Raw genomic sequence first — 21,270 nt, forward strand, 5'->3', positions numbered from 1 at the left:
TCCCATGTCGGGCGCGATGCCATGCCTCGGATCATCGTCCAGGCAGGTCGACGGCGCCCCTGGAGGAACGCCCAAACGAACCTGTGATTCAGGTGTGGGCAACCTTCGGGACACCTCGCGTATCGAACGGGCATGACTTTCCACCGCACGGTGCTCGGGGCGGCGCTCGCCGCCGCGGTGCTGGCCCTCGCACCAGGATCCGCGGCGCTGGCCGCCGGTCCTTCCCCCTCGCCGACACAGCCCTACGCCGTGATCGAAGCGGACAAGCAGCTCAACGTGGGGGCGGTGGCGCAGTCGGTCCACGTGGGCTGGACGTTCTACGACGGCGGGGCGAACGTTCCCCCGCAGACGAACGAGACGCTCGTCATCGATGCCCGGGACCTGTCCGGCGTCGCGAGCGTCGCGGTCGGCGACCCGAGGTGCACGACCGCCGGGCAGGTCCTCACCTGCGTCGACAAGGACACCGCCCAGCAGCCGTACGTCGACTTCACCGTGCGGGCGGACGCGGGCGCCGCCGTCGGCGCCACCGGCACGCTCACGTACACCGTCTCCGCCGATCACGGCACCGGCGCGACCGCGGAGGCGAAGGTGGTCGTCGGCGTCCCGGATCTGGTCGTGGGCAAGGTTCCGGACGTGACGCACGCCAAGCTCGGGTCCCGGGTTGAGCTTCCGCTGCGGCTGCGCAACACCGGCGACCTGGCCACCGACCGGCGCATCATGCTGCGCTGGGAGTCGACGGGCGGGCTGGTCTTCGACCGGAAGTTCTCCAACTGCGCCTACGGCGACGGCGACGACCCCGTCGAACCCGGCAGCCAGGCGTCCGTCACCTGTGTCCTCACCGCCCCCGTGGCCGCGGGCGCCACCGTCGAGCTGAGCGGCCCGCTGACCGCGACGGTCGGCGAGCACGTCCTGACCGCCGTGACCGACTACTCGGCCGAGCTCCTGAAGCCCGGCGTGGACCCGGGTGGCGGCAGCCACCCGGGCACCGGGCCCGCGCTCACCCTGGTGCCCGCCTCCGGTGCGGGGGACGGTTTCGAGAGCGGTGCCACCGGCCGGGTCGACGTCTCGACCGACAGCTCCGCCGATCTCGCGGCCACCGCCGCGGTGACACCCCGCCGCACGGCCGGCGAGTGGACCCTGACCCTGAACGCCGTGAACCACGGCCCGGCCTCCGCCTACGGCGTCGGCGACAAGGCCGTCGCCCTGGTCGACGTGATCCTGCCCAAGGGCACGGTCGCGACCGGCAACGCCTTCGAGGAGGGCGAGGACGGCCCCTACGGCGCATGCTTCCTCTGGGTCAGCGACACCAGGACGGCACCCTTCGCGGCGGGCCATCGGCACTACGTCTGCCCCGTGCCGCGCGGTGTCGCCGCCGGGAGGAGCCAGCTGTTCGTGCTGTGGGTGAAGGCGGCCAAGGACTACACCGGCGCCAAGGGCGCGGCGACCGTGCGCCCCGGTCCGGCGGGCATCGCCCTCAACGACCGGAACACCGCCAACGACAGCGTGACCTTCACCTTCGACACGGCGGGCGCGTCACCGACGTCGAGCGCGTCGGCGTCCTCGCCGACGTCCGGCACGTCCGCCACGCCGGGAGCGTCAGGCGGCACGTCGGCCACACCGACCACCACGACGGCCGCGCCCGGCGGCACGCTGCCCCACACGGGCACCGGCCCCATGGCCCTCATCGCCACCGCGGCGGGCGGGGCCGTGGTGCTGGGCTCGGCCGCGCTCCTCGTCGCCCGCCGCAGGCGGCGTTCCCGCTGACGCGGAGCGGCCGGATCAGTACAGGAAGCGATGCAGCGGAGCCGACTCGGTCAGCAGCATCGTGAGCCGGTGGGCGAGGCGCTGCCACGCCTCGTCCTGCCCGTAGCTGAGTCGCACGTCCTCGTCGCCCGCCGCCTCGACCGCCGCGAAGAGGATGGCCGTATCGGCGTCGGGCGTGAGGTCCACCAGGGAGAGCACCCGGGCCAGCGCGCCGACCAGGCCGACGGCGGTCTTCTCGGGGGTCAGGACGGTGGTGCGGACGGTGGCCACGACACCCGAGGGGTCGGGCAGGTCCGGCGGTGCCACGAGGAGTCCGGACAGTTCGCGCAGCAGCGCGTACAGCAAGTCCGTTTCCTCCGTGGGCAGTTCGACGATGCGCAGCCCCTCGTGTTCCCAACGGCCGTTCGGCTGCCACACCTTGGGCCCCCGCGCGACCGCCTCGGCGAGTGTCTCCCGCACCCGCCGGAAGGCCACGAGCCCGTCCGCGAAGAGCGCGTGCCCGCTCACCCCGCTCACGGACTCGGCCAGGGGCGCCAGCAAGTGCTCTTCCACCCGGTCGCACTGCGCTTCGAGGTCCGGGTCCACGACCACGAGACGAACCGACGTGCGCTGCTCCTGTTGCTCCATACCGAACACTCTGCCAGCCGCCTCGGACAATCGGGCCAGGGCCTGTCCGGCGGATCAGGTCGCAGGAAATCGGCGGTGACTGATCGGCGCCGGTGAGCGGGGCCTGGTGCGTGCAACTGCAAGGCGGAGGAGGGCGTCGACGCGGAGCGTCGACAACCGACGACAACGCGGCAGATGTGCGTGCCAGGCCCCGCGTCTGCGACAAGATCCGCTGGACAGGCCCTAGGGCCTGGTTCCGCCCAGCGCGAGGACGACCGAAAGCTCCGGTGTGCGGTCGGCCGCGTCGCCGAAGACGTCGACGGCGGTCTCCCACTCGTCGGGCCGTGCCTTGGCGTACGCCTGCCAGTTCTCTACGACGACCAGCAGTCCCTGCTCCACCGCGCCCGCGGGCCACACGGTGTGGTCGCCGAGGCTGTCGGCGAGGGCGTCCCAGTTCCGGCCGAACCAGTCGGGCAGGGACAGCGCACGGGCACAGCGGTCCATCAGACCGGCCTTGTCGGTGACCCCGTCGAGGTCGAGCGTGACCGCTAGCTGCGTCATCTCAGTACCGTCCTGAACGACTTGTAGTGATCATCGGTGTAGTAGATCTCGGCGTCCTGCCCGGTGACAATGCGCCGGGCCCCGCGATCGCGCGAGCCCGGTGTCCTGACGGTGTATTCGTGGTAGTAGCCGCGCTTTTGCTGGGGCAGCAGCTTCTCGTAGTTCCCGAAGACGACCCCGTCCTTGGCGTACGGGAAGGGGCCGCCTTCGTCGATGAGAGCGACGGTCCGCCGTGCCTCGGCGGGGAGTTGGGAGAGCTTGACCGTCGCGGTGCCGGTACCGCTGGTGGTCGTGGAAGAACAGCCGACCGGCAGCAGGACGGCCAGACAGACGAGAAGCACCCGGGAGACGAACCGCAGCAGCATGCGCCCGATGCTGCCACGGCCGTCCCCGCACGACCTTCTGCCAGGGTCCGTCAGATCCCGTCGGGGTCCGTCCGGCTGAGCGCCGACTTCGGCGGGGAGCCGGCCGTCATCAGATAGTCGGCCGCCGCGGTGTCCGTCACCAGGCTGGTGACCAGACCCGAACGCAGCACCGCGTCGATCGCCGCCGCCTTCCGCTGCCCGCCCGCGATCGCGACGACCTCGGGGATACGGCGCAACTGGTCCGCCTTGACGGTGATGCACCGCTCACCCAGGTCCCGGCCGACCCGGCGGCCCTCGGCGTCGAAGAGGTGCGCGGAGGTCTCGGCGGCTACACCGAGGGACGAGTAGTGCGCCCGCTCCTCGTCCTTGAGCATGTCGTAGACCGTCGAGATGCCCGGCTCCCAGGAGCCGATGGAGACGCAGGCGACCGTGACCTTGTCGAAGTACTCGAAGGCCCGCGCGATCCCCGTCTGGTGGCGCAGCGCCTCCGCGGTGGCCGCGTCCGGCAGCAGCATCGGCGCGTAGATGGGGTGGGCGTCGCCGCCCGACACCTGCGCGGCCCGCCGTACGGCCTCGACCGAGCCGCGCTCGGCGGTCCCGGCGTCGTACACGCCCGTCAGCTGGACCACCGTGCAGGGCGGCAGCCGGTCGAGGGCGGCGGCCATGTGGATGGTGGACCGGCCCCAGGCCAGGCCGAGCACATCGCCTTCGTTGACCAGCTCGCCGAGCAGGTCGGCCGCGACCTCCCCGAGGTTCTCGGGATCGGGCGACTCCTCGCTGACCTCGGCCGGGGACTCGACCACGACGGCGTGCCTCAGGCCGTACCGGGCACGCAGCGCGTCCGAGCGCTCCGCGTCCAGTTCGGCCGGTACTCGGATCTCGATCCGTACGAGATCCCGTTCGAGAGCGGTCTCCAGGACCCGGGCCACCTTGAAGCGGCTGACGCCGAACTCCTCCGCGATCTGGATCTTGGACTTGCCCTCAAGGTAGAAGCGGCGGGCCATGGCCGCCGCCTGCACCAGCTCAGCGGGTCCCATCCGCATGGCTGACCGGCCCGCCGACATACCCGACACGGCGTTCTCCTCACTGCTGTTCACACTCTGGGTTCGCCGTTCATCCTCGCAGATCCGGCGTACTTGATCAGCCTTGATGGCCGCCGTTCACATACCTGCCGCTCAGTGGTCGCACGCCCAGGATGCCTTGCTCACGGCCCCTTCGGCCTGTGTGCGCAATGCACGTACCGCCGCGGCCGGGTCGGATGCCCCGTAGACCGCCGAACCGGCGACGAACACGTCGGCGCCCGCGTCCGCGCAGCGCTCGATCGTCGAGGCCGAAACTCCTCCGTCGACCTGCAGCCACAGCTCCAGTCCGTGCTTCTTGATCAGCTCCCGGGTGCGGCGGATCTTCGGCAGCATGATGTCGAGGAACGACTGGCCGCCGAAGCCCGGCTCCACGGTCATGATCAGCAGCATGTCGAGTTCGGGGAGGAGATCCTCGTACGGCTCGATGGGCGTCGCGGGCTTCAGCGCCATGGACGCGCGCGCTCCCTTGGCCCGGATCTCGCGGGCGAGCCGTACCGGCGCACCCGCCGCCTCGACGTGGAAGGTGACGGAGGAGGCACCCGCCTCGACGTACTGCGGCGCCCAGCGATCGGCGTCCTCGATCATCAGATGGCAGTCCAGCGGGGTGTCCGTCGCCCGGGCCAGCGACTCTACGACCGGCACGCCGAGGGTGAGGTTCGGGACGAAGTGGTTGTCCATGACGTCGACGTGGAGCCAGTCGGCGCCGGCCACTGCGTTCGCTTCATCGGCGAGGCGGGCGAAGTCTGCGGACAGGATGCTGGGGTTGATCTGGACGGCCATGCCCCAAGCCTGCCATGCCCTCCGGGGGTTGGCCGCATCGGTCCGTTGTGGATGCGCTCGGTTTTCGGGTGCCGGTCGTGTGTGGCTGGTCGCGCCCCGCGGCGGAGCCGCGAATCGACGCTGCCCCGCGCCCCTTTCGGGGCGCTCTTCCTGGACCGGGTCGAAACAGTGCCGTTCCGGTCAGCGGACCAGGGCGTGACCCGGGGTTTGGGGGAGCCCATGCTCGGCTGCACGTCACACGTCGTCACGGGGGAATGCGTAGTGGGCCGGACAGAGACAGAGTTGGTCGCGCTGCACGCACGGCATCTCAGCGCCGGGCGCGGGCGGCTGGCCGCGATGTTCGGGAACATTGTGGAGGAGTCCGCGCGCGGCGCTGAAATCACCTCCACCGACGGCACGAACTACCTCAACTGCGGTGGGTACGGCGTGTTCTTCGTCGGGGGCGGGCATCCGCGGGTCGTCGCGGCGGTGCGGGAGCAGGCGGGGCGGCTGGCGTTGTCGACCCGGCTGTTCCTGGACCCGGTTTCCGGGCTCGCCGCCGAGGCCCTCACCGGGGTCGCGCCGGCCGGTCTGGACCGGGTGCACTTCTCCGGGTCGGGGACCGAGGCCGTCGAGGCCGCCGTGAAGCTGGCCCGTGCGCATGGCCGACGGCGGTTGATCTCGATGCGGGACGGCTATCACGGCAAGACCCTTGGGGCTCTTTCCCTGACGGCGAAGGCGCTCTACCAGGACCCGTTCCGGCCCCTGCTGCCGGATGTCCAGCATGTGCCGTTCGGCGACACCGACGCGCTGGCCGCGGTGCTGGGTGATGGCGGTGCGGACGCCTGCGTGGTCGTGGAGCCGGTGCAGAGCGAGGCCGGGGTGATCGTGCCGCCGTCCGGATATCTGGCGGCGGTGGCCGCGCTGTGCCGCGAGCATCGCGCGTTCCTGGTGGTCGACGAGGTGATGACCGGGCTGGGGCGGCTCGGCTCCTGGTGGGGCTGCGCCGCCGAGGGCGTACGGCCCGACGTGCTCGTGACGGGCAAGGCGCTGTCCGGCGGGGTGCTGCCGGTGGCGGCCACGCTGGCCACACAGGAGGTGTTCGAGCCGTTCGACAGCGACCCGTTCCTGCACACCTCCACCTATTCCGGCGCTCCGATCGCGATGGCCGCCGTCAGCGCGACCATCGGGGTCATCCGGGACGAGGGGCTCGTCGAACGGGCCGCCGCCATCGGCGCCCGGCTGCTCCCCGCGCTCCGGGCCGTCGCCGCCGACCGTGCGCCCGGCCTGGTCCGTGAGGTGCGCGGTGCCGGGGTGCTGATCGGGATCGAGCTGGTGGACGCGGGGGCGGCCGGTGAGTTCCTGCTGGAGATGGTCGACCGCGGGGTGGTGGTCAACCACTCCCTCAACGCCCATCCGGTCGTCCGGCTGACCCCGCCCGCCGTGCTCTCGCCGGCGCAGGAGGCCCGGCTGCTGGAGGCCGTCGAGGGTGCCCTGACCGCGATGGCGAAGTCCCTGACCTGACCCTCTACGGCCACCTCCACCAAGGCTCCCGAAAGGCTGACGACGATGCCCGGCATCCCCAACACTCTTGAAAGCAAAGCGAGTTCACTCGGCCCGCCGCACCCACAGACCGTGTTACTCACCGGCGCCAGTGGCGTCTTGGGCACCGCCCTGCTGCCGTATCTCCGCCACCACCACGTGATCGCGCTGGCGCACCGCAGGCCCCCCTCCACCTCCGCCGAGGTCCTGCCCGGTGACATCACCCGGCCCCAACTGGGCCTGGACATCGCCTCCTACCGGCACCTGTGCGCACGGACGGACGCGGTGGTCCACGCCGCCGGCATGGTCGCCTTCGGGTCCGGCCGCGCCTCGATGCACACGGTGAACGTCGAAGGGGCCGGACGGGTCGCCCGGTTCGCGGCCGACGCCGGTGTCCCGCTGATCCACGTCAGCACCGCGTACGTGGCCCGCTACCGGGAGATCCTGGCCGCCGGCGGCAACCGCGCCGAGCGGGCCGGGAACAGCCCCGCGGACTACGTGGCCTCCAAGATGGCCGGCGAGGAGGCGGTCGCCGCGGCCGGGGGCAGCGTGACGGTCGTCCGCCCGTCGATCATCATCGGCGACTCCGTCACCGGCGAGATCGCCGAACCGCAGGGGCTGCACACCTTCGCCCAACAGGTGCTCCGCAACCGCCTGCCCTTCGTGCCGAGCGACCCCGCGAGCTACGTCGACTTCGTACCGCAGGACGTGGTGGCCCGCGCGATCGTGTCCCTGCTGGACGACGGCGCACACCCCGCCGAGTACTGGCTCAGCGGCGGGGCCCACGCGCTGACCTGCGACCGGTTGGTCCAGGTGATCGTCGAGGAGGCGGCGGAGGCGGGCATCGCGGTCCGGCCGCTGCGGGTGCTGGCGCCCGATGTCGTCGAACGGCTGGTCCGCCCGGCGTTCTTCGACGTGGTGCCCGAGTGGGCGCAGACCCGGCTGGACCGGCTGCTGGACATGTCGTCGGTGCTCTTCAACGAGGAGCCGCTGCCCAGTTCGCTCGCGGACCTCCCGGGTCTGGAGGCCGCGGCGGAGACACAGGCCAACGAGGACGCCTGGCGGGCGTCGGTGCGGCGCCTGATCACCGACCGGCTCGGCGCCCGGGCGTCGGCGTGAGCACCCTGCCGAAGACACCGGCGGTCCCCCGTGGCTGCCGTAGCGATCCCGCGGATCGAGGAGGAGACGGCGATGTACTTTCTTGAACCCGAGCGCGCGGTGCTGGACCGGTTCCTGCCCGGTCTGGACGAGCGGCTCGCCGAGTTGCCGCAAAGCGAGCGGGAGCGCCCGGGTGGACCCGCGCTCCCCCTGTTCAAGGCCGCGGGCGGCCCCGCCCTGCTGGTTCCGGCGGAACACCGCGGTCTCGGCATCGGCGCCGAGGACGCCGTGTCGTTGCAGCGCGCGATCGGCGCGCGCAGCCCCTCGCTGGCGGTGGCGACCACCATGCACCACCTGTCGGTGGCCGGGCTGGTGCAGGCGTACGAGGTCGCGCAGGGCATGGAATGGATGCTGCTGGAGGCCGTGGCGGACCAACGGCTGCTGGTCGCCTCGGGGTTCGCCGAGGGCCGGTCGGGACAGTCGATCCTCGACTCCTCCATCAAGGCGCACCAGGACGGCACCGACGTGGTGCTCAACGGCGTCAAGAAACCGTGCAGCCTGTCGGCGTCCATGGACCTGCTGAGCGTGTCGGTGACGCTCGACGACGGACAGGGCCCGGAACTCGCCGTGGCCGTGGTCCCCGCGGCCACACCCGGTATCTCCGTGCACCCGTTCTGGGGCAGCTTCGTCCTCGCCGGGGCGGAGAGCGACGAGGTCCGGCTGCGCGACGTCCACGTCCCGCCGGATCTCGTGGTCCGCACCGGGCTCGGCGAGGACCGCACGCTGGACCCGGTCCAGACCGTGGGCTTCGTGTGGTTCGAGCTGCTGATGTCCGCGTCGTACCTGGGGATGGCCAGCGCGCTGGCCGAGCGCGTGCTGTCGGCGAAGCGGGCGAGCGCCGCCCAACGGGCCGCGATCCTGGTCGAGTTGGAGTCGGCCATGGGCGGCATCCGCGGTGCCGCCGCCGCGATGGACACGGGCCGCCCGCTCGGCCAGGACGACCTGCTCCGCGCACTGGTCTGCCGCTTCTCGACGCAGGACACCATCGACCGCGTGGTCCCGCGCTGCCTGGAGGCGCTGGGCGGCATGGCGTACGTCTCCACCGACGACACCGCGTATCTCGCCGCGTGTTCGGCCGCGCTCAAGTTCCATCCACCGTCACGGAGTTGGGCCGCGGAGGGCATGTGCGCGGCCTTCGCGGGCGGCCCGCTGGTGCTCGGCTGAGCACCGTGCCCGCCCTGCCCCGAAAGCCCAAGACCCTTACGGAGAAGCCCATATGACCTGCCACGTACGTATCGAGGCGATCGTCCCGGACGGAGACGCCACCCATGTCTTCGACCGGGTCCAGGACTACGAGCGGTACACCGACCACACGGACACGGTCCGGTCCGTCACCGTGACGCCCGACGGTCCCGACACCGTGGAGTCCGCCTGGGAGGTGCACTTCCGCAGCGGTCTGCTCCGCTGGACCGAGCGGGACGTCATGGACCCCGTCGCCCGGCGCATCACCTTCGACCAACTCACCGGCGACTTCGCGAGTTTCGCGGGCACGTGGGACATCACCCAGGCCGGTACGGACGTGAGCGTCCTGTTCACGTGCGAGTTCGACCTGGGCATCCCGAGCCTGGAACCGATCATCAACCCGGTCGCGATGCGAGCCCTCGACGAGAGCATGGGCCTCATCCTGCGCGGCCTCCTGGGCGAGGACATACGGCTCACCGGCAGCCGCCGCGACACGGCCGCGGCGATGCGGTGAACGTCGGCGGGTCCGGCGACCCCCGGCCGTCCGTACACCCACCCCGCCTCCAACTGCCTTACCACCACGCCCACTTGCGTACCACCCGCCAACCTTGAGGAGAGCCCCGTGGACCAGCGCCGAACCGTCGTGCTCGACCCCTACGGCAGGGCAGGCCCCGAAGAAGCCGCCCGCCTCCGCGCACTCGGCGCCCTCGTCCCCGTGGAACTGCCCGGCGGTGTCCCCGCCTGGGCGGTCACCCGGTACGACCTGCTGAAGTCGCTGATGCTCGACCCCCGCGTCAGCAGGGACGCCCGCCGCCACTGGGCCCTGTACGGCAAGGTCGCCGGCGAGCCGGGATGGGCCTGGCTCTACAGCTGGACCAGCATCGTCAACATGCTCAGTTCCTACGGCGAGGACCACACCCGCCTGCGGAAACTCGTCGCCCCGAGTTTCACCCGGCACCGTACCGAGGCCATGCTCCCCCGGGTGCGGGAGATCACCGCGGGTCTGCTCGACGCGATGGCGGAGGTCCCGGCGGGCCAAGTCGTCGATCTGCGGGCGGAGTTCGCGCATCCGTTGCCGATGCGGATGATCTGCGACCTGTTCGGTGTGCCGGAGCGGATGCGGGCCGCGGTCGCGCGGCTCATCGAGGGAATCATGGACACCACCGGCACCCCCGAGCAGGCCGCGGACGTCCTCGAACAGATCGTGACGGTGCTGCCGGAACTGATAGCGGAGAAGAGCGAACACCCCGGCGACGACCTGACGACCGAGCTGATCACGGTCCGCGACCAGGGCGACCGGCTCTCCGAGGAGGAGCTGATCCACACCCTTCTCCTCGTCATCGGCGCCGGTTTCGAGACGACCGTCAACCTGATCGGCAACGCCGTGCACGCCCTGCTCCGCCACCCCGACCAGCTCAAGCAGGTGCTCGCCGGGCAGTCGACCTGGGAGCAGGTGATCCAGGAGACGCTGCGCTGGGCCCCGTCGATCGCCAACGTGCCGTTGCGCTACGCGGTTTCCGACATCACGACCGCCGACGGTACGACGATCCGCGCCGGGGAGGCCATCCTCACGACCATCGCCGCGGCGGGCCACGACCCGGAGCGCTTCGGCCCCGACGCCCACCTCTTCGACGTGGCCAGGAACGCGGACGGCCATCTCGCCCTGGGCATCGGCGTGCACCGCTGCGTCGGCGCCCCGCTGGCCCGCATGGAGGCGCTCACGGCACTGCCCGCACTCTTCGCCCGCTTCCCGGGCATCTCCCTGGCGGTGGAGGACGACGACCTGGAGCAGGTCCCGTCCTTCATCGCCCAGGGCTGGCGCGAACTGCCCGTCCGGCTCACTCCCCCAACTCCCTCCGCCTGACCGGGAGTCGACACGACAGCGGCCCCTCCCTCCGCACACCCCGCTCGGCGATGTCCCACCCGAGGTGCGAGAATCCTGCACTTCACCGGCCTTCAGCAGCGGGCAGGGCACCTCAGCGAAGAGGGAGATGGCATGGGCACGGGACAGCCGTTCGGCTCCTACCAGAACGAGATCTACCTGAACGGGCTCGGCGGCATCGTGCCGTCCTACCCCATGGCCTTCGCGGAGTTGGAGGACCGGGCGAGTTCCGCGCTGCCGCCCTCCGTGTGGTCGTACGTCGCGGGCGGCGCCGGTGACGAACGCACCCAGCGGGCCAACGCGACCGCCTTCGACCACTGGGGCCTGGTCCCCCGCATGTTCGTCGGCGCGGCCGAACGCGACCTGTCCGTAGACCTGTTCGGGATGAAGCTGCCCTCCCCCGTCTTCATGGCACCGATCGGCGTCATCGGCCTGTGCGCCCAGGACGGCCACGGCGACCTGGCGACCGCAAGGGCCTCCGCGCGCACGGGAGTTCCGATGGTCGCCTCCACGCTGACGGTCGACCCGCTGGAGGAGGTGGCAGGCGAGTTCGGAGAAACTCCGGGCCTCTTCCAGCTCTATACCCCCACCGACAGAGACCTCGCCGCGAGCCTCGTCCACCGAGCCGAACAGGCGGGCTACAAGGGCATCGTCGTCACCCTGGACACCTGGGTCACCGGCTGGCGCCCCCGCGACCTGTCCACCGCCAACTTCCCGCAGCTGCGCGGCCATTGCCTCGCCAACTACACGAGCGACCCGGTGTTCCGCGCCCGCCTCGCCCGCACCCCGGAGGAGGACCCCCAGTCCGCGGTCCTCCTCTGGACCCAGCTCTTCGGCAACCCCCTCACCTGGGACGACCTCCCCTGGCTGCGGTCCCTCACCGACCTCCCCCTGATCGTGAAGGGCATCTGCCACCCCGAGGACGTGCGCCGCGCGAAGGACGGAGGCGTGGACGGCATCTACTGCTCCAACCACGGCGGCCGCCAGGCCAACGGCGGCCTCCCCGCGCTGGACGCGCTGCCCGCCGTGGTCGAGGCGGCGGACGGCCTCCCGGTCCTGTTCGACTCCGGCATCCGCAGCGGCGCCGACATCGTCAAGGCCATCGCCCTGGGCGCCACCGCCGTAGGCATCGGCCGCCCGTACGCCTACGGCCTCGCGCTGGGCGGCACGGACGGCATCGTCCACGTCCTCCGCTCACTCCTCGCCGAGGCCGACCTGATCATGGCCGTGGACGGCTACCCGACACTCGCCGACCTCACGCGGGAGGCGCTTCAGCGCGTGGTGTGACAACCCACGCCAGACGCAGAGCCCCGAGCACGAGGGCTACCGGCGAGCCCGGATCGCGCACCGATGAGTTTCCCGCGCCGCGCCGGTCTACCCGCCGGAGTCCGACTCACGGAAGGCTGGCGCCATGCGGAAACTGATCTACGGCATGAACCTGACCCTGGACGGCTACATCGCCGCGGCCGGCGACGACATCGGCTGGAGCGGACCGCCGAGCGAAGAGCTGTTCCAGTGGTGGCTCGACCACGAGCAGGCGAACGGCCTGTCGCTGTACGGGCGCAAGCTGTGGGAGACGATGAGCTCCTACTGGCCGACCGGCGACCAGCAGCCGGGTGCCACCCCGGCGGAGATCGAGTTCGCGCGGAACTGGCGGGACACGCCGAAGGTGGTGTTCTCCTCGACGATCGACAAGGTCGACTGGAACACCCGCCTGGTCACCGGCGACGCGATCGCCGAGATCACCCGGCTCAAGGCCGAGGACGGCGCCCCCATGAACATCGGCGGCGCGACGCTCGCCGGCGCGGCCATGCGCGCCGGACTGGTCGACGAGTACGCGATCGCCACCCATCCGGTCCTGCTGGGCGGCGGCACGCCGTTCTTCACCGCGCTGGACAGCTGGGTGAACCTGAACCTGGTGGAGACGCGGACACTTCCCGGCGGCGTGATCCTGACCAGGTACGAGACGAGGCGCTGAGCGGCGGCACGGGAGACGTCGACATCAGCCGCGAGACCCCGCACGCGGCCGGCAGGTCACCCGGTCCGGCGGATGAGCGCCAGGTACATCGCGTCGGTGCCGTGCAGATGCGGCCACAGCTGTACGTCGGGACCCGCGCCGAGTGCCGGGACGTCCGGCAGGAGCGGGCGGGCGTCGATCAGTTCGGTGTGCGGGTACTGCTTGAGGATGTCGTCGACGACGGCCCGGGTCTCGGCGAGGTGCGGTGAGCAGGTCGCGTAGCCGACGACACCGCCGACGCGCACGGATTCGAGCGCGGTGCCCAGCAGATCGCGTTGCAGGGGCGCGAATGATTCGAGGTCCTCCGGGCGGCGCCGCCAACGGGCCTCGGGCCGCCGACGCAGGGCGCCGAGCCCCGTGCACGGCACGTCCATCAGCACGCGGTCGAAGCTGCCGGGACGCCAGGGCGGCCGGGTCCCGTCGGCGGTGATGACCTGGTACGGCCCCGGGTTCCCGGCGAGCGACTTCGCCACGAGTCCGGCCCGGTGCGGCGCCTTCTCGGAGGCGAGCAGCATCGCCCCGCGCTCGGCGGCCACCGCGGCGAGCAGCGCGGCCTTGCCACCGGGCCCGGCGCACCCGTCGAGCCACTTCTCGTCCGGCCCGTCCAGCGGCGCGTTGGCCAGCGCGAGGGCGACCAGCTGACTGCCCTCGTCCTGCACCCCCGCACGCCCTTCCTTCACCGCTGCCACGGCCCCGGGCTCCCCGCCCTCGCTGAGCCGCACGGCGTACGGCGACCAGCGCCCCGGCACCGCAGCCTCCTCGCGGAGCAGTTCCTCGGTGGTGGACCGGCCGGGCCGGGCGACCAGGGTCACCTCGGGCCGTTCGTTGTCGGCCTCCAGCAGGTCCTCGATACCGGCGCGACCGCCGCCGAGCGAGTCCCACAGCGCGGAGACGATCCAGCGCGGGTGCGAGTGCACGATCGCGAGGTTGTCCTCGGGGTCGTCGTCGTAGGGCGGCGCGACCCGCTCGATCCAGGTGTCGAGGTCGTCCTGCGCGACCTTCCGCAGCACGGCGTTGACGAACTTGGCCCGCCCGTCGCCGAGGACGACCCGGGCGAGCTCGACGGAGGCCGACACGGCGGCATGCGTCGGGATCCGCGTCCCGAGCAGTTGATGCACGCCAAGACTGAGCACATCCAGCACCGGCGGGTCGACCTCGCGCAGCGGCCGGTCGACACACGAGGCGATGATCGCGTCGTAGGTCCCCTGCTTGCGCAGCGTCCCGTACACCAGCTCGGTCGCGAGCGCCGCGTCCCGGGCGTCGAAGTCGCCCTTCTCGCGCGCCTTCCGCAGCAGCGGCGGCAGCACGAGGTTGGCGTACGCGTCCCGCTCGTCCACGGCCCTCAACGCCTCGAACGCGAGGAATCGGACAGGGTCCTTCTGCGGCCGACGGTAGGGCTTGCCGGGCTTACGGGGTCGCGGGGACTGCTCACTCACGAAAAAGGTGCTCCGGATTTCTGGCTGAGATGTGTGCCCAGGGTACGTCGCACGGGGGTGCGTGTGCGCGGGACGTCGGGGGCATGGGGGTACCGAAGGCCCTGCGGTGCCCGGGGTGCCGGGGGCCGGGGTGCCGAAGGCCGTGCAGTGCCGGGGCGCCAGGGGCCCCAGAGCGCAGGAGGTACCCGGAGTACAGGGGGGTGCCCGAGGCCCCGAACTGCCCGGGGTCCCAGGGGTCCCGGGATCTAGGAGGTCCCGAGCGCCCCGACACTCTCCCCCGCACCGATCCGCGCCCCGCGCGCCCAGTCCGCCGCCCGCATCGGCTTCTTGCCCTGGGCCTGGACCCACAGCAGCTCGACGGCGTACGAACCGGTGCCCACGTAGACGTTGTTCTTGCCGACGGCCAGCGCACCGGGCGCGAGGTCGGTCCGGTCCGGCACGGGCACCGCCTGGATGAGCTTGAGCCGCTCACCGCGGAACACGGTCCAGGCGCCGGGCGCGGGCGTGCACCCGCGCACCACCCGGTCCACCCGCAGCGCGGGAGCCGCCCAATCCACCTGCGCGTCCTCGACGTTGATCTTCGGGGCGAGGGTGATGCCCTCGTTCGGCTGCGGTACGGCCTTCAGGGTGCCGTCCTCGATGCCGTCCATGGTCGCGGCGAGCAGCCCCGAGCCGGCGAACGCGAGCCGGGTGAGCAGGTCACCGCTGGTGTCGGTGGGGCGGATCTCCTCGGTGACGGTGCCGTAGACGGGCCCGGAGTCGAGGCCTTCCTCGATGAGGAAGGTGGAGGCACCGGTGATCTCGTCGCCGGACATGACGGAGTGCTGCACGGGGGCGGCGCCGCGCCAGGCGGGGAGCAGTGAGAAGTGCAGGTTGACCCAGCCGTGGGCGGGGATGTCGAGGGCGACGCGGGGCAGCAGGGCGCCGTAGGCGACGACGGGACAGCAGTCGGGCGCGATCTCCCGCAGCCGCTCCAGGAACTCCGGGTCGCGCGGCTTGACGGGCTTCAGCACCTCGATGCCCGCCTCCTCGGCCCGCTCGGCGACGGGACTCGCCACCAGCCTGCGCCCACGCCCGGCCGGCGCGTCGGGCCGCGTGACGACGGCGGCCACCTCGTGCCGCCCGGAGGCGATCAGGGCGTCCAGGGCGGGAACGGCGACCTCGGGGGTACCGGCGAAGACGAGCTTCATGGGAGGGTTCGGGCCTCTCGGGCGGAGGTGGGCGGGCAGCGCACCAGTCTATGGCGCGTCCCGGCACAAGCGCCCGGCGGCTCACATCCGTCAACTCTCTGTCAACTCGCCGACAACTCACCGGCGCCCGCAGCGCACACCGATTCAGCGGGGGCGTACGCATATGCCCCTACGCCCCCTCCGCGTGACCAGCGGAGCGCACAGGCGTTGGTCAAGAAAGAGTTGACCTCCTTGGGCCGCATTCGCGCGGCCCGATCCTTTTCAACGCCGGTTCGAGAGGCTTGTTCATGGCCGACCACGCAACCCACGACGCCCAGGCTCGGGCCAGCCTGCACTTGCTGGTGCGGGACATCGAGCGGGTCCGCCGGCAGGTGGACGCACTGCGCACGCTCACCGCCCAGCTGGGCAACGTCTACCGCCCGCGCCGCTCCGGCCCGTCCACGGGCTTCGTCGTCTACGGACGCGCTCCCGCCCCGACGGTCCGTCTCGCGCAGGAACTGCGGGACAGTGTCGAGACCCTGGTCACGGCCGCCGTGGACTTCGACCGCTCACTCGGCTTCTCGTGGGACGCGGTCGGCTCGGCCCTGGGTGTCACCAAGCAGGCGGTCCACCGCCGCTACGGCGCCCGCCGCGCCGCGACCCAGGCCGCGGCCGACGCCGAGCGCACGACGGAGGCCGCGACGACCCGCCCGGTGACCGTCAACACGGGCCTCCCGACCATGCCCACGATGCCCGTCCTCCCCACGGTCCCCGCCGCCCGCTCCATGCCGACCCAGCCCACAGCGGGCAGCCCCACCCTCCGCGAAGAGGCCAGGCCCACAGCCTTCCCCAGCCCCCGCAACGGCTGACCCCACAACGAACCCCACCTGCCTCCCGGCCAAAACCCGGGAGGCAGCGCCATGCCAAAACCCACTCACCCGCAGCCAACACCCACACACCGCACCCGTGCACGGCCGCCCGCGAGTGATACCGCGTCTTCGTCTACGCCCACCGGCACACCCCACCCGCACGCGGCCGGCCACCGTCGGCAAAAACCCCACGGCAAAGGTCCATGCCTCAGCCAGCCGTAAACACCGGAACCGCGAGCGCACACCCGCCACCCGCCACCCGCCACCCGCCACCCGCCACCCGCCAACGGCGAGAACCCCCACAGGAAACGTCCACCTCTCAACGAACGGTGAACGGGCGGTGCGCGGGTGGGAGACAAACCGAGGCCGAAGGCCGAGGCAGCTCACCCAATATCCGGCGGATCAACACGCACCCGCACCACATCCCCCCCACCCCGAGCCATCCGAGCAGCCTGCGCAGCCTTCAACGCCGCAGCCAACGCCCCCCCACTCCCCGGCCGCACCCGAATCAACGCCCGCACCCACTCCTCCCCCACAGCCGGCCCCCCCACCCGCCGAGCCCCCCCACCCACAACAACCGGCACCGCCACAGGCCCCAACACCTCAGCATCAGAAGGCAGTTCAACAGCGGCAAGAAACTCCGCGACAGCCCCCGCAACCCCCGCCACCGCAGCCATCCGAGAAACCGGCGGAAACCCCAACTCCCCCCGCTCCGCAAGCTCCCGCACCGCATGCCCGACGGGATCCCACCGCACCAACGCCTGCACAGGCCGCAGGGTAGGTTCCGCAACCACGACAACGGTCCCCCCAACCCCCTGCGCCCGCACCAACGAACTCGCCGCGATCCACCGCCGCAACGCATCCTCCCCGGCCCGCAGATCAGGCCGCCCGAGCATCGCCCACCCGTCCAGCAGCAACGCCGCCGCATACCCACCCTCGGCAACCGGCTCGGCCCCCGGCGTACTCACGACCAACGCGGGCGTCCCCGGCACCGTGTCGAGCACCTGTTCCCGCCCGGACGTCCGCACCGGCACCGCGGGAAACGCCCGCCCCAACTCCTCCGCGGTCCGCCGCGCCCCCACGATCTGCGCCCGCAGCCGGAACCCCCCGCACTCGGGACAGTGCCAGGAGTTCTCCTCGACCCCGCACCACCCACACCGCAGCACGCCCCCGTCCTGCCCCTCCAACGGCCCCGCACAGTGCCGACACCGCGCGGCAGCCCGACACTGGGCACACGCCATCCGCGGCACATACCCCCGCCGAGGCACCTGCACCAGCACAGGCCCGTGCTTCAACCCCTCCCGCACCGCCTGCCAAGCCAACGTAGGCAACCGCGCGGCCCGAGCCGCCTCGTCCCGCGCCAAGTCCCCGTCCCCCACGGTCCGTACAAGCGGAGCGGCCCCCCGCACCTGCTCGCGCGACGCGACCAACGGCCGCGCCCACCCGCTCTCCACCAGCTGCGCGGCCTCCACCGTGCAACTCCAACTCCCCAACAAGAAGCCGCACTTGTCCAACGCGGCCCGCAACAGCAGCACATCCCGCGCATGCGGCTGCGGCGCGTGCGGCTCGCTGTGACTCCCGTCCCCGTCGTCCCAGATCGCGACAAGCCCCAGATCCTGAACCGGCGCGAACATCGCGGCCCGCGTCCCGACGACCGCGCGCACGGCTCCCCGCCGCACGGCCAGCCACTGCCGATACCGCTTCTCGGGCCCGGCATCGGCGGTGAGCAGCGCATGCCGCCCCTCCCCCAGCAGCGCGGTCAACGCGGCGTCGACCCGCCCGGCGGCCCGCCCGTCCGGTACGACGACGAGCGCCCCGCGCCCCGAGGCGAGTGTCGCGGCGACGGCCCGAGCGATCTCCTCGCTCCACCCGGGCCCCGGCAGCGCGTTCCACACAGCCCGCGGCGCACCCCCCGAGGCAAGCGCCTCCAGAAACCCGGCCCCGCGCTCGTACCGCGCCCAGGACCCCGCCTCGGGCACCTCGGGCGGCGGCAATGGCGTCGGCGACGCCTTCTGCTCGGCCCGAGCACTACGCGGCGGCACGGCGAGCTGCAGCACATCGGCAAGACTCCCGGCATACCGATCGGCTACGGCCCGAGCGAGCCCCAACAACTCTTCACTCAGCACCGGCTCGGGCGACACGACCTGCGCCAGCGCGGCAAGCGGCCCGGAGTAGTCGGACCCGGCCAGCCGCTCGACAAGAAACCCGTCGATCAGCCCCCCGCCCTCACGCCGCCCGTCCCGCACCCGATGCCGCCCGGCCCCGAACCTGACCCGAACCCGCACCCCGGGCTGCGCATCGGCGTCAAGCTCCTCGGGCACCGCGTAGTCGAAGTACCGGTCAAGATGCAGCACCCCCTTGTCGACAAGCACCCGCGCCACGGGCAACTCCTTGGCCAACGCGGCCCCCCGCCACGTCCGCGGCTTGGCCTTCGGCCCCTTCGCCTGCCGCACACTCTCCCGAATCAGCGCAAGCTGCTCAGGCGGCGCACCCTCCGCCCCACCGTCCCGTTCCCCATCAGCGCTGCTCACCCTTGCATTCTTACCAAACCCGACTGACAACGACCGCAGCCCGCCGCCCGCGCATGATCTTCTACTCCCCGCCGAGGACCTGAACGATCAGATGTTCAGCGAGGGCCATGTCCGCGTCCGGGTCACCGTCCCGGAACCGCCCCCCGGCCTCCGAGGCGGCGAACCCGAGCATGAACGTGGACAGCAGCCGCTCGGCCCGCGGAATCCGCTCCTCCTGGAGACCGGCGGCGCGCAGGGCACCGTAGACCGCGTTCCGAGGCCCGACGGCCTCCGGTGTGACCGCCGGCCGTTGGAAGAGCAGCAGGAACAGGTCGGGATGGCGGCGGGCCGTGGCCCGCATGCTGCGGGCGAGCAGGCGCAGTTGCTCACGCCAGTCGAGCCCGGGACCGGGCACCTCGATCTCCAGCAGCAGCCGCTCCACGAGGCCGTCGAGGAGTCCCTGCTTGTCGCCGACGTGCCGGTAGAGCGTCATCGGGTTGACGTCGAGTTCCTGTGCGACGGCCCGCATCGTGACGGCCGCCAGTCCCTTCCGGGTCGCCAACTCCCATGTCACGTCCAGCACTTGATCACGACTGATCCGCCGTGGCGTCACTTGACATCCTCCCTCGGAGCTACGTATACACAGTATACGTATACGTTGTATATATCGACGGAATCGAGGGAGTGCCCATGCTGACCGTCACCGGCCTGCGCAAACGCTGGGGCCCCGTCCAGGCCCTCGACGGCTTCGACCTCCACATCGAGCCCGGCGAGATCTGCGGCCTGATCGGCCACAACGGCGCCGGCAAAACCACCTTCGCCCGCACGGTCGCCGGCCTGGAGCGCCCCGACGCGGGCACAGTCCACGCAGCCGGAGTGGATCTCAGCACGGCCCCACGCTCCGCCCGCACCCTGATCGGCCTGGCCCCCCAGGAACTGGCCCTCTACCCCACCGCCACCCTCCGCCAGAACCTGCGCCTCTACGGCGGCCTCGCGGGTCTGCGCCGAACCGAACTCCGTGCCGAACTGGCCGCCGTAGCCGAGGAGTTGCTCCTCACCGACGTACTCGACCGCCCGGTCGCAACACTCTCCGGCGGCCAGCAGCGCCGCGCCCAGGCGGCCACGGTCCTCCTCCCCCGCCCCCGCGTCCTGCTGCTCGACGAACCCACCGTCGGCGCCGACCCCACCACCCGCGAAGCGCTGCTACGACTCGTCAGGACCCGCGCCCACGAAGGCGCCGCGATCTGCTACACCACGCACTACCTACCGGAGTTGGAGCACCTGGACGCCACCCTCGCGGTCGCCGCGTCCGGCCGCGTGATCGCCCGCGGCAACCGCGCCGACCTCCTCGACGGCCTGCCCGGCGAAGTCACCATGACGTTCACCGGCGCCGTACCGGAGCACCTCGCACAGACCTCAACTACCCCTGGCGAACTACGTTTCAGCACCCCAGACCCGGCACAGGAACTGGCCCGAATCCTCCGGGACCTGGGCCCCGACACCACCCGAGTCCGCTCGGCCACGATCCGCGAACCCTCACTGGACGACCTCTACCGCAGCCTGGCCACCGGTCAACTCCCCACGGAGACCCACGATGCGGCCTGAACTCACGTCGACCACGGCCCGCCGCACCTGGGTCATGACCCGCCACACCCTCGTCCTGCTCGTCCGGGACCCGGGAACCCCGCTCGCCTACACCGTCATGTCCCTGGTCCTGCTGAGCGTGCTCCACCCGGTGTACGACCGCCTGGCCACCCCCGGCACACCGGGCGTCGTGCGGGCCGCTCCGGGCATCGCGGTGATGTTCACCCTGCTGGCCCTGGACGTGGCAGGCCAACTCCTGCTGTCCGAACGCACTTGGCACACGTGGGACCGCCTGCGCTCCGGCCCGGCGTCCCCATCGACCATCCTGGCCGGTAAAGCGGCCCCCTTGGTCACACTCTTCCTGATCCAGCAGGCCGTCCTCTTCCTCTTCGCGACCGCGGCCTTCGGCTTCCCCCTCGCCGCCGGCACCTGGCGCGTCCCCCTGCTGGCCCTCCTCTGGGCGGCCTGCGTCACCTCCTGCGGCCTGGCACTCGGCGTCCACGCCCGCACCCAGGGCCAGTTGGCCGCCGCCTCCGACATCGGCGCCCTCACCATCACCTGCCTCAGCGGCTGCCTGGTCCCCCTCACCGTCCTCCCCCACTGGGTCTCCACGGTGGCCCCCGCGACCCCGGGCTACTGGGCCCTCCACGGCTTCCAGTCGGCCGTCACCGGCGACACCCACGCCTACGCACACTCGGCGGCGGTCATCGTGGCCATCACAGCGGCGGCACTCCTCATCTCGTCCCGCGGCATCCGCCGCCGACGCCGGTGAGAAACACCGAGG

At 71.8% G+C, this 21,270-nt stretch carries 20 protein-coding genes; 11 read left to right on the plus strand and 9 right to left on the minus strand.

Features of this window, described 5'->3' with window-relative positions; translation table 11 throughout:
• Positions 1-132: 132 nt before the first annotated feature.
• Entirely contained in the window at positions 133-1,764 is a 1,632-nt protein-coding gene (locus OG407_RS11375) for an LPXTG cell wall anchor domain-containing protein (protein WP_405857408.1), read from the plus strand.
• Positions 1,765-1,779: 15 nt separating this feature from the next.
• Here the strand turns inward: OG407_RS11375 and OG407_RS11380 are convergent, their stop codons facing one another.
• From OG407_RS11380 to rpe, 5 genes are all read right to left on the minus strand, one after another.
• Positions 1,780-2,391 (minus strand): hypothetical protein, encoded by a 612-nt coding sequence (locus OG407_RS11380; RefSeq protein ID WP_405857410.1) that lies wholly within the window; start codon positions 2,389-2,391, stop codon positions 1,780-1,782.
• 222 nt (positions 2,392-2,613) lie between these two features.
• A complete protein-coding gene (locus OG407_RS11385) occupies positions 2,614-2,931 on the minus strand; it encodes a barstar family protein (protein ID WP_405857412.1) in 318 nt (105 codons plus the stop codon).
• Positions 2,928-3,296, minus strand: coding sequence for a ribonuclease domain-containing protein (locus OG407_RS11390; protein WP_405857414.1), 369 nt, complete (start codon positions 3,294-3,296; stop codon positions 2,928-2,930). The genes OG407_RS11385 and OG407_RS11390 overlap by 4 nt, the downstream gene beginning before the upstream one ends.
• A 50-nt stretch (positions 3,297-3,346) precedes the next feature.
• The gene (locus OG407_RS11395) at positions 3,347-4,393 is read right to left on the minus strand and encodes a sugar-binding transcriptional regulator (RefSeq protein WP_200688342.1); all 1,047 of its coding nucleotides are present in this window, start codon (positions 4,391-4,393) and stop codon (positions 3,347-3,349) included.
• A 78-nt stretch (positions 4,394-4,471) separates the two neighbouring features.
• Positions 4,472-5,158, minus strand: a complete 687-nt coding sequence (gene rpe, locus OG407_RS11400) for a ribulose-phosphate 3-epimerase (RefSeq protein WP_405857417.1) — start codon at positions 5,156-5,158, stop codon at positions 4,472-4,474.
• Between the two features lie 282 nt (positions 5,159-5,440).
• On the opposite strand from rpe, the gene OG407_RS11405 reads away from it, so the two are divergent.
• The 7 genes from OG407_RS11405 to OG407_RS11435 all read left to right on the plus strand — a co-directional run bounded on the left by OG407_RS11405 (position 5,441) and on the right by OG407_RS11435 (position 12,879).
• Positions 5,441-6,661 carry an aspartate aminotransferase family protein gene (locus OG407_RS11405; RefSeq protein ID WP_405868366.1) on the plus strand — a complete coding sequence of 407 codons (1,221 nt, stop codon included), beginning with the start codon at positions 5,441-5,443 and terminating at the stop codon, positions 6,659-6,661.
• A 111-nt stretch (positions 6,662-6,772) separates the two neighbouring features.
• The gene (locus OG407_RS11410; protein WP_405857419.1) at positions 6,773-7,798 is read left to right on the plus strand and encodes an SDR family oxidoreductase; all 1,026 of its coding nucleotides are present in this window, start codon (positions 6,773-6,775) and stop codon (positions 7,796-7,798) included.
• Positions 7,799-7,870: 72 nt separating this feature from the next.
• Positions 7,871-9,001 (plus strand): acyl-CoA dehydrogenase, encoded by a 1,131-nt coding sequence (locus OG407_RS11415; RefSeq protein WP_405857421.1) that lies wholly within the window; start codon positions 7,871-7,873, stop codon positions 8,999-9,001.
• A gap of 52 nt (positions 9,002-9,053) precedes the next feature.
• On the plus strand, positions 9,054-9,533 hold the full coding sequence (locus tag OG407_RS11420) for an SRPBCC family protein (RefSeq protein WP_327405452.1): 480 nt from the start codon (positions 9,054-9,056) through the stop codon (positions 9,531-9,533).
• A 108-nt stretch (positions 9,534-9,641) separates the two neighbouring features.
• Entirely contained in the window at positions 9,642-10,883 is a 1,242-nt protein-coding gene (locus tag OG407_RS11425) for a cytochrome P450 (RefSeq protein WP_405857423.1), read from the plus strand.
• A gap of 132 nt (positions 10,884-11,015) precedes the next feature.
• A complete protein-coding gene (locus OG407_RS11430; protein WP_405857425.1) occupies positions 11,016-12,188 on the plus strand; it encodes a lactate 2-monooxygenase in 1,173 nt (390 codons plus the stop codon).
• A 124-nt stretch (positions 12,189-12,312) separates the two neighbouring features.
• The gene (locus tag OG407_RS11435; RefSeq protein WP_405857427.1) at positions 12,313-12,879 is read left to right on the plus strand and encodes a dihydrofolate reductase family protein; all 567 of its coding nucleotides are present in this window, start codon (positions 12,313-12,315) and stop codon (positions 12,877-12,879) included.
• A gap of 56 nt (positions 12,880-12,935) precedes the next feature.
• Here OG407_RS11435 and OG407_RS11440 read toward each other — a convergent pair whose 3' ends face one another.
• A complete protein-coding gene (locus OG407_RS11440; protein WP_405857429.1) occupies positions 12,936-14,354 on the minus strand; it encodes an RsmB/NOP family class I SAM-dependent RNA methyltransferase in 1,419 nt (472 codons plus the stop codon).
• Positions 14,355-14,599: 245 nt separating this feature from the next.
• Complete coding sequence (gene fmt / locus OG407_RS11445) at positions 14,600-15,544, minus strand: methionyl-tRNA formyltransferase (RefSeq protein ID WP_405857431.1); 945 nt, start codon at positions 15,542-15,544, stop codon at positions 14,600-14,602.
• 287 nt (positions 15,545-15,831) lie between these two features.
• Here fmt and OG407_RS11450 point away from each other — a divergent pair, with 287 nt between their 5' ends.
• Positions 15,832-16,392: a hypothetical protein gene (locus OG407_RS11450; protein ID WP_405857433.1), complete on the plus strand. Its 561-nt coding sequence runs from the start codon at positions 15,832-15,834 to the stop codon at positions 16,390-16,392.
• Between the two features lie 383 nt (positions 16,393-16,775).
• Here the strand turns inward: OG407_RS11450 and OG407_RS11455 are convergent, their stop codons facing one another.
• Complete coding sequence (locus OG407_RS11455) at positions 16,776-18,923, minus strand: primosomal protein N' (protein ID WP_405857435.1); 2,148 nt, start codon at positions 18,921-18,923, stop codon at positions 16,776-16,778.
• A 61-nt stretch (positions 18,924-18,984) separates the two neighbouring features.
• The gene (locus OG407_RS11460) at positions 18,985-19,515 is read right to left on the minus strand and encodes a TetR/AcrR family transcriptional regulator (protein WP_405857437.1); all 531 of its coding nucleotides are present in this window, start codon (positions 19,513-19,515) and stop codon (positions 18,985-18,987) included.
• Between the two features lie 77 nt (positions 19,516-19,592).
• Between OG407_RS11460 and OG407_RS11465 the strand changes: the two genes are divergently transcribed.
• Both OG407_RS11465 and OG407_RS11470 read left to right on the plus strand, forming a co-directional pair.
• Positions 19,593-20,507, plus strand: coding sequence for an ABC transporter ATP-binding protein (locus tag OG407_RS11465; RefSeq protein WP_405857439.1), 915 nt, complete (start codon positions 19,593-19,595; stop codon positions 20,505-20,507).
• The gene (locus tag OG407_RS11470; RefSeq protein WP_405857441.1) at positions 20,497-21,258 is read left to right on the plus strand and encodes an ABC transporter permease; all 762 of its coding nucleotides are present in this window, start codon (positions 20,497-20,499) and stop codon (positions 21,256-21,258) included. The genes OG407_RS11465 and OG407_RS11470 overlap by 11 nt, the downstream gene beginning before the upstream one ends.
• Positions 21,259-21,270: the final 12 nt, after the last annotated feature.

This window comes from Streptomyces sp. NBC_01515, from assembly GCF_045040345.1.
Taxonomy (GTDB): domain Bacteria; phylum Actinomycetota; class Actinomycetes; order Streptomycetales; family Streptomycetaceae; genus Streptomyces.

Excerpts from the sequence above, each read along its gene's own strand:
- OG407_RS11375 (WP_405857408.1), top strand. The coding sequence starts at position 133 with ATGACTTTCCACCGCACGGTGCTCGGGGCGGCGCTCGCCGCCGCGGTG.
- OG407_RS11380 (WP_405857410.1), bottom strand. The coding sequence starts at position 2,391 with ATGGAGCAACAGGAGCAGCGCACGTCGGTTCGTCTCGTGGTCGTGGAC.
- OG407_RS11385 (WP_405857412.1), bottom strand. The coding sequence starts at position 2,931 with ATGACGCAGCTAGCGGTCACGCTCGACCTCGACGGGGTCACCGACAAG.
- OG407_RS11390 (WP_405857414.1), bottom strand. The coding sequence starts at position 3,296 with ATGCTGCTGCGGTTCGTCTCCCGGGTGCTTCTCGTCTGTCTGGCCGTC.
- rpe (WP_405857417.1), bottom strand. The coding sequence starts at position 5,158 with ATGGCCGTCCAGATCAACCCCAGCATCCTGTCCGCAGACTTCGCCCGC.
- OG407_RS11415 (WP_405857421.1), top strand. The coding sequence starts at position 7,871 with ATGTACTTTCTTGAACCCGAGCGCGCGGTGCTGGACCGGTTCCTGCCC.
- OG407_RS11420 (WP_327405452.1), top strand. The coding sequence starts at position 9,054 with ATGACCTGCCACGTACGTATCGAGGCGATCGTCCCGGACGGAGACGCC.
- OG407_RS11430 (WP_405857425.1), top strand. The coding sequence starts at position 11,016 with ATGGGCACGGGACAGCCGTTCGGCTCCTACCAGAACGAGATCTACCTG.
- OG407_RS11435 (WP_405857427.1), top strand. The coding sequence starts at position 12,313 with ATGCGGAAACTGATCTACGGCATGAACCTGACCCTGGACGGCTACATC.
- fmt (WP_405857431.1), bottom strand. The coding sequence starts at position 15,544 with ATGAAGCTCGTCTTCGCCGGTACCCCCGAGGTCGCCGTTCCCGCCCTG.
- OG407_RS11450 (WP_405857433.1), top strand. The coding sequence starts at position 15,832 with ATGGCCGACCACGCAACCCACGACGCCCAGGCTCGGGCCAGCCTGCAC.
- OG407_RS11465 (WP_405857439.1), top strand. The coding sequence starts at position 19,593 with ATGCTGACCGTCACCGGCCTGCGCAAACGCTGGGGCCCCGTCCAGGCC.
- OG407_RS11470 (WP_405857441.1), top strand. The coding sequence starts at position 20,497 with ATGCGGCCTGAACTCACGTCGACCACGGCCCGCCGCACCTGGGTCATG.